Source organism: Mesorhizobium sp. M7A.F.Ca.US.005.03.2.1 (assembly GCF_003997795.1).
GTDB classification, from domain to species: Bacteria; Pseudomonadota; Alphaproteobacteria; order Rhizobiales; family Rhizobiaceae; genus Mesorhizobium; species Mesorhizobium ciceri.
Window position 1 is genome coordinate 1 of sequence record NZ_RZRP01000246.1, and the last position, 7544, is coordinate 7544.

The window sequence follows — 7544 nt, forward strand, 5'->3', positions numbered from 1 at the left end:
GCTCGGTCGGCACCGGATCGCCGAACCAGCGCGCAATGGTCTGTGCCGTGCCGGCCGTATCGCTGCGCCCGTTGAGCGCCACCGCGCGCTGGCGAACGGCTTCGGCCAGTTCAGGTGGCCGCCGGAACACGGCATTCAGGGAAACGATGCGGCGGACGCGCTCCGGTGCGCGCAGGGCCAACTCCTGGGCAACGAGCGCACCCATCGAATGGCCGACGACGGACACCCGGTCGAGGCCAAGATGGTCGAGCAGGCGAATGGCCTGGTCGGCGTAGTCGGCCAGTTCCGGGTGCTGCGGCGGCAGTGGCGACTGGCCGTGGCCGAGCATGTCGATCGCGATGACGTCGAAGCTGTCGGCCATGCGTTCGAACTGCGGCTGCCAGATCGCGGCGTTCATGCCGACGCCGTCGATGAACAGCACCGGCGTGCCAGCGCCGGCACGGATGAAGCAGGTGCCATCGAACGTTGTGCCCTGTCGCGCCCAGGTGGAAGCGTCAGCCATGCACGTCCCCAAGCTCCTTGAGGTCCTGATAGCGATCGCCGATACGATGATGCGGGCGACCGCCGATCGACGCACCAAGCGCCACCACCAGTTCGTCCGGCGCCGGCGCATCGCCGATCTGGAAATGCACGGTCAGGTAATGCGAGCGCCGTCCTTCGTCATTCTTGTCCATCAGTGGGATCATGATCGGCGTGTTCGGCCCGCCGCGCAGGTTGGTGAAGGCAAGATAGGTCTTGGCGCCGACGGCGCGGCGATAATGATTGCCAAAATGCAGCGTGTGGATCAGCGCCGAGGCATGCTCGATCTCGCCAGACGTGCCGCAAATGGCCGCTTTGCCATAGCCCTCGATCGCCTCGCCGGAACCGGCGACGGCAATGATCTCGCGGGTCAGGATCTCTCCGAGCACCGGCGCGCAGGCGCGGATTTCGGGCGACAGATCGTCGGTGAAGCCGCGTCCCGCCCAAGGGTTCGTCAGCACCGCGGCGACGCCGATCAGGCGCAGCGGCCGCGGTGCAGCCTTGCCGCCTTCGATCAGCGTGTTCTCGGTATAAGTCACGATCTTGCGGATGGCAGGCTGCATGGAATCCTCGGGTCGGCGATCCCAGGGACCGTCCGATCCCTGTATCATCTTATGGTATACCATGCTATGGAGCACCAAGTACCTTGTCAACCGGGCATGGAATCTGTTTTCGTGGCGGTGCAGGAGCCAAGACATGCCAGACGACACCCTTCGCATCGACCGCAGCGCCAAGACCTTGAGAACGCTGGCGCTGGAGCGCATGCGCGAAGCCATCATGGATTTCCACTTCCAGCCTGGCGAAAGGTTGGTCGAGCGGCCGCTTTGCGACCAGCTTGGCGTCAGCCGTTCCGTCGTGCGCGAGGTGCTGCGGCAACTGGAGGCCGAGGGGCTCGTGCAGATGATCCCTGGGCACGGGCCGGCCGTAGCCAGGCCGGATCTTGGCCGCACCGACGAGATCTATGAGTTGAGGGCACTGCTTGAAGGCATTGCGGCACGCGCCTGCGCCCTGTCGGCCACCGGCGAGCAACTGGCAACGCTCGAACGCGCGCTGGCGGACTTGTTCGGGGCATGGGCGTCGGCGACGCCGCCGGCAGTGATGCGGGCGACGACGAAATTCTACGAGGCGCTGTTCGAGGCCGCCGACAAGCGTGTCGCCTGGGAAATCGTCAGCGGGCTGAATGTCCGAATCAATCAGCTTCGTTCGATGACCATTCTTTCGGAGAACCGCCGCGAGCCTGCGATCAGCGAGATGAACGAGATCATGGACGCGATAAGGTCGCGCAAGCCCGATGAGGCGGAAGCGGCGGCACGGCGACATGTCGAATCGGCTTGGCAGATCGCTCGAGATAAACTTCGCCTGGTCTAGATCCCGGTGAGTTCAGCCTATCCAACCCGTCGAAGGGCCTTGAAGAAAGTGTCTGCTTCCGGGCAATTGAAAAATGCAACTTTACGACTGAGATGGGGCGCAAAGCTGCCGTCCGCCTTCGAGCCTGGAACTGGATGCCCACTCGATCGTTTAAATAGCATATTCCATTGAAATTTCTCATGAGGAGGAGCGCATCGAGCGAGCGCTCGACCGCGTTGCGGAGATCATCGTCGCACCTAGTGACCAAGGCGAGGAATGGCTTCCTTTATACGACCACCTAGAACGAGCGATGCAGGATCTTCAGGCGAAGGAAAAAAGTCTCGTCGCAGTACGTGGGCGCGCCAAACGAGCGCAGGGTCGAGCGAAAGCACGTTCCCGAACACCGCAAGAAACGAAATCCATATGGCCCAGTCTCTCTCGTCCGTCAGGCGCTTCTTTGGCGCGATGAGCGCCAGCAATGCTCAGTGACGACGAGGTATTGTCCTCCACGATACACCACCTCTAAGGCTCCACGTTTGACGTTGGGGGCAGCACCACAGCCGGGTGGCGCCCTTCGCGCAGCATCAGCCCGAGAGTGTAATCAACCGCCAGCTTCACGGCACCAAGCGCGGTCCCGTCGTCCCCCAGGGAACTGACGGCGATCCGTGTCGGCCACGCAAGCTCTGCCGCGACGCGCTCGACGTTTTCCGTCATCAGCGGGTTTCTGCCGACACCGCCGCCAAGCACGATCAGGCCGGGGTCGAGTATGCCGATACAGCCAGCGGCCAGCCTGCCGATATCGGCGGCATGGCGCGCGACAGCCGCCACCGCCGGTGCTGAGCCCTCCAGAGCACGCGCGAACAGATCCTTGGCCGAGTCGGGCGGCGCGCCTTCCGCAGCGGGCCAGTCGACACGGCAGCGCTCTATTAGCGCCCGAGAGCCGAGATAATGTTCGAGCCCTTCACGATAGGGCGTCTCGCTGGCCGACCATGGAAACGGCATGCGGCCGATTTCGCCGGCCGCACCACCGGCGCCGCGAAACAAACGCCCCTCGGTGATGAGGCCGAGGCCAACCCGCACGCCGACCTGCAGAAAGGCGAAGGTCTGGTGGCCTTGCGCGGCACCAAAATGCATCTCGCCAATGGCCGCGCAGTTGACGTTGTTTTCCAGGACGATCGGCACCTCGATGCTGCGCCGCAGCAGGCCAAGCACGGCAGACGGCCCCCCGGGCCGGTCGAAACGATCATTGGAGACGATGCGCGGCACCGCCACCGCAATGGCGCGCAACGCGCGAAAACTCTTGGCCACCTTGGCCATTGTGGCACGCGCGACCGACTCTACGACGGCGCCGACCGCGTCGGCATCGCCGGCTATCGTTTCCGGGATCGGTTCTTCCGCCGACGCCAGCTTCTGCGCATCCATCGAATAGGCGACGGCGCGCACCTGGGCGGCGCCGACATCGATGCCGATCGCGTAGCCGGCACCTGGACCGATGCCGTAGATCGTCGCCGTGCGGCCAATGGCGCCGCGCTCAATCCCACGCGAGGCGACGAGGCCGAGCGCGCTCAGCTCCGACACCGCCGCCGACATGGTAGGCTTCGACAGGTCGAGCATGGCGCCGAGCTTTGGCCGCGTCACCGGCCCGTGCGAGGCAAGCAGGCGCAGCACCGCCCGGGCGCTGTCGGTCAGATTGGGGATTTCCGCAGCCGCCATCTCAGCCGTTCGACCTTTGCCTGAAATCCTGTCTCCGGTCGGCGAAAGCGCATTCGCTGCCCCGACTCGAAAGCCATATCCTGTCCTCAATGCCTCATTGCTGACCGGTTTGGCAATTTCCGCGATGTCCGGACAAGGACGTCAGACTTCGGTCGGCGACCACGGCTTCAGCTTGGTATCGGTCTGGCGGTAGCGGAACACGATGTCGGTGAGGCCGGCCGCGTCCTGCATGTCGCCGACAATGAGCTGGATGGCGATGATCTCCAGTATGGCATCAGCGATGGCGTTGCCGAGCGCGGGAATCGAGATCACCACCAGCCTGTCGGCTGGAGCGACATCGCTGCGCCGCGTCACCAGCACCGAGGGGCAGCCCAGCGCCGCAAGATCCTGCGCGATCTTCACCTCGCGACCGTCGCCGATGGCGATCAGTCCGGTCGTCGCATCCTGCGATTCCATCGGCCCGTGCAGATAGTTCAGCGTGTCCCATCCCGATGCCGGCACCCGCACCGCCTCGCGTATCAGCATCGCCGCCTCGCCGGCATTGGCGAAGCCGACACCGGCGCCGACGATGTCGATGGATGTTCTGCCCTGCAGCAGCCGGGCCGCCTGCCCGGCAGCGCTTTGCGCACCGGAAAGGACGGTGGCGGCTGCAGGTGGCAAAGTCGTCCAGTCGAATCTGTTGCCGGCGAGCCTGTCGATCAGCATGCCGAGCGCCAGCAAGGTCCCGGTATAGCCGGTGGAGCTTGCGCCATTGTCGGCACCCGAATCCGTTGCCAGCACCGCGCCGGTGAGATCAGCCAGCGGATTGTCGCTGCCGCGGCAGACCGCCAGACGCGGCGCGCCCGACGCCTCGCGCATGACGTCGTAGATTTCGCGGCTCTGCCCGGAGGCCGACAGCGCGATGAACGCATCGGCGGCTGCATCCGTCCGGCCATAGAGATCGGTCGGCGTATAGGCAAAAGCCTTGATACCGGAGGCGCGCAGATAAAGCGCACCGGCCAGCGCCGCCTGATAGCTGGCGCCTATGCCGGCAAGCCCGATCGTCTTGCCGGCAAAAGCGCCGAGATCGAGGTCGTCAAGCGACGAGGCCACCGAACGCCGGCCGATTTCGAGACTTTCCGTCTGGCGCGCCACCGCCGGGCGATAGCCGATACGCTTCATCATTCAAACCGCTCCAATTCCCGAAGATTAGCCCTGGCCGATCAGCAGTCGTCTCGCCAAGGCGACCGCACCCAGCACCGGCGGCTCGCGCAGCAGCAGCACCTGGCTCGACGGCGAGACCTTTGCCATGGCCTCGACGAATGCCGTCATCAACATCGGCTGCTCCGAGATGACCCCGCCGCCAGCCACGACAAGGGCGGGATTGGCGCCGCGTTCGATCAAGAGTTCGACCAATGCGGCCAACCCTGTCCCGCCTTCGCTGATAACACGGATAGCCAGAGCCGAGCCGGCGATCGCCGCGTCGAATACGGCATTGGCATAGCGGCCCCAGACCGCGGCACCACGCGTTTCGTTGAGCAGGATGCCAAGCTTGGTCTGGTCGTCTGTACCCAGTTCGCGCATCAGCCCGGCAATCAGCGGGTCACCATCCTGGCCCCGGTCGAGGCTGTGCCGGATTGCTTTCGCCGCCTCGCGCACCAATGCCGGCGCGCTGCCCTCGTCGCCAAGGATCCAGCCCCAGCCACCGGCTGCCAGCATCTTGCCATCGGCCGTGCGTGCCACCGCGATCGAGCCTGTGCCGGAGACGACGCCGATGCCGTCGATGTAGCCAGCGGCAGGAACCATCAGCTCGGCATCGTTGACCACCTGCACCGCACCACCGGTCCTGCTTGCCAGCAGAGCCTGGAAGCGAAGGCATTGTTCACCCGTGTCGCAGCCATGCGCGCCAACGGCCAGCACAGCGGGCGCGACCCCGCCGCACAATCCCGCGACGATCCCAGCCAGTGTCTCGGCATCAGTCTCCATCTGGCGAATGCGCCAGCTCTCCGTCACCAGCACCTCGTCGGCGATGCGCTCGCCCTGGCACGCCATGATGCGCGTCTTGGTGCCGCCTATATCCACGCCTGCAATGATTTTCTGGGTCACCATATCCACCGCGCAAGCCGGGCTGCCGCGTCCAATCCACATTAGTTAGGAAACTTTACAAACTATCTTTCCAGACGGCAAGAACTATGATTTGATAATCGTCGTAAAAAGCGCATCAAGCGCGATTGGGAGATTGCAACATGAGCAGGAGAAGGATTGGGCTGGCCCTCGCGGCCGCGTCTTTCGCATGGGGATTGGCAGCCAGCGTGGCGCATGCCACCGACATCTCGTTCTGGACCTGGCGCCAGGAAGACAAGGCCGCCTACAACGAACTTTTCGCCGATTTCACCAAGGCCAACCCGGACATCCATGTGAAGTTCGAGTCCTTCCCGGACGAGAACTATCCGACGATCGTCTCGACGGCCTTGGCCGCCGGCAAGGGTGGCGACGTCATCCACACCCACGCCTATGGCTGGCTCGAGCAGTTCGTGAAGGCCGGCTATTTCGAGCCGCAGGATCTGACCACGGTGCCTTCACTCGCTAACCAGCCCGCCGATGCGCTGGTGGCCGGCACCTACCGCGCCGACAAGAAGGTTTATTCCCTGCCCTTCGCCTCGCAGACGCTCGGCCTGTTCATCAACAAGGACGTCTTCGCCAAGACCGGGTTGACCCCGCCGACCACATGGGATGAGTTCATAACCGTCAGCAAGGCGCTGAAGGACAAGGGTATTTATCCCCTCGCCAACGGCATGGGCACAAGCTGGTTCAACGAGATGTTCGTCGCCATCTTCACCAACCCGTTCCTCGGCCAGGATTTTGTCAGCGACCTGACGTCGGGCAAGACCACCTTCAAGGACCCGCGCTATGTCGCCGCACTCGGCAAGCTGCTCGAATTGCGCGACTACATGCCGCCCGGCTTCGAAGGTATCGACTATGACACCGCCGGCCAGCTGTTCATCAGCGGCAAAGCGGCGATGCTTGCCGGCGGCAGCTTCGACATCGCCAGCTACCGCACCCAGAACCCGGCCATCAACATGGACTTCGTCGCCCCGCCCATGGCCAAGGCCGGCGATACGCCGCAGGTGACCAAGTTTTTCGACGGCGGCTATGCGGTCAACGCCAAGTCGGCCAACAAGGAGGCCGCGCTCAGGCTGGTCAACTGGATGGGCACAAAGGAGTTCGGCGACAAGTTCTCCGCTCTGCTCGGCAACATCTCGCCGATCAAGGGCGTCGTCATCAAGGACGAGCTTCTCGCCCATGTCGCCAAGTTGAACGAAACCGCCATGCCGCATATCAATGTCGTCTACTTCCGTTTCGAGAAACCGACGGGATCGGAGCTGCTGCAGGGCGACATCACCAAGATGATGTCGGGTTCGATCACCCCGGACCAGCTGGCCGCCGACCTGACCAACGGCCTCGCCAAATGGTACAAGCCTTTCCAGGGCAAGTGACATGAACAGCGGCCGGCGCCACACCACAAAAGCCTTTCCGTGGCGCCGGTCACTCTGGATCGCGTCCCTGCTGACACCGGCCCTGGTGGTCATGGTGCTGTTCGTGCTCTGGCCGCTGCTCTCAGCCTTCCGCCTTGCCTTCTATGAGTTCAACGGCTTGCAGCCGACCGTATTCATCGGCTTCGAAAACTTCCGCAAGGTGCTGTTTGAACAGCCTTACAGCGACTGGACCTGGAATGCGCTGAAGCACAACATCATCGCCTTCGTGGCGCTGATGGTGTTCGAGAACGGCACCGCTTTCCTGCTCGCCTATGCCTTGCTGAAGGCGCTGCCCGGCCACCGTATCCACCAGGTCATCGTCTTTCTTCCGGTCGTGCTGTCGGCGGTCATCGTCGGCTTCCTGTGGAAACTGTTCCTGCATCCGCTGTTCGGCCTGGTGAACCAGACGCTGGCGCTGGTCGGCATCGGCGCCATACCGTGGCTCGGCAA

At 63.8% G+C, this 7544-nt stretch carries 7 protein-coding genes and 1 pseudogene; 3 read left to right on the top strand and 5 right to left on the bottom strand.

The genetic code is table 11. The features are described 5' to 3' along the window. Together EN991_RS15580 and EN991_RS15585 are read right to left on the bottom strand one after the other, a co-directional pair. On the bottom strand, window positions 1-502 hold a 502-nt coding region (locus EN991_RS15580), incomplete at its 3' end, for an alpha/beta fold hydrolase (protein ID WP_127369074.1). Further along, a complete protein-coding gene (locus EN991_RS15585) occupies window positions 495-1082 on the bottom strand; it encodes an amino acid synthesis family protein (RefSeq protein ID WP_127367046.1) in 588 nt (195 codons plus the stop codon). The genes EN991_RS15585 and EN991_RS15580, both read right to left, overlap by 8 nt. A 133-nt stretch (window positions 1083-1215) precedes the next feature. Here EN991_RS15585 and EN991_RS15590 point away from each other — a divergent pair, with 133 nt between their 5' ends. Continuing rightward, window positions 1216-1887 carry a GntR family transcriptional regulator gene (locus EN991_RS15590; protein WP_013525211.1) on the top strand — a complete coding sequence of 224 codons (672 nt, stop codon included), beginning with the start codon at window positions 1216-1218 and terminating at the stop codon, window positions 1885-1887. A 501-nt stretch (window positions 1888-2388) separates the two neighbouring features. On the opposite strand, the gene EN991_RS15595 is transcribed toward EN991_RS15590, so the two are convergent. The 3 genes from EN991_RS15595 to EN991_RS15605 all read right to left on the bottom strand — a co-directional run bounded on the left by EN991_RS15595 (window position 2389) and on the right by EN991_RS15605 (window position 5667). Next, a complete protein-coding gene (locus EN991_RS15595; RefSeq protein ID WP_127367047.1) occupies window positions 2389-3579 on the bottom strand; it encodes an ROK family transcriptional regulator in 1191 nt (396 codons plus the stop codon). 141 nt (window positions 3580-3720) lie between these two features. Beyond that, window positions 3721-4743, bottom strand: coding sequence for an SIS domain-containing protein (locus EN991_RS15600; protein WP_127369075.1), 1023 nt, complete (start codon window positions 4741-4743; stop codon window positions 3721-3723). A 24-nt stretch (window positions 4744-4767) separates the two neighbouring features. Then, complete coding sequence (locus EN991_RS15605; RefSeq protein WP_245460978.1) at window positions 4768-5667, bottom strand: BadF/BadG/BcrA/BcrD ATPase family protein; 900 nt, start codon at window positions 5665-5667, stop codon at window positions 4768-4770. A 137-nt stretch (window positions 5668-5804) separates the two neighbouring features. On the opposite strand from EN991_RS15605, the gene EN991_RS15610 reads away from it, so the two are divergent. After that, window positions 5805-7055 (top strand): extracellular solute-binding protein, encoded by a 1251-nt coding sequence (locus EN991_RS15610; RefSeq protein ID WP_127369077.1) that lies wholly within the window; start codon window positions 5805-5807, stop codon window positions 7053-7055. Window position 7056: 1 nt separating this feature from the next. After that, window positions 7057-7544 (top strand): annotated as a pseudogene (locus EN991_RS15615) (sugar ABC transporter permease); the annotation flags it as partial.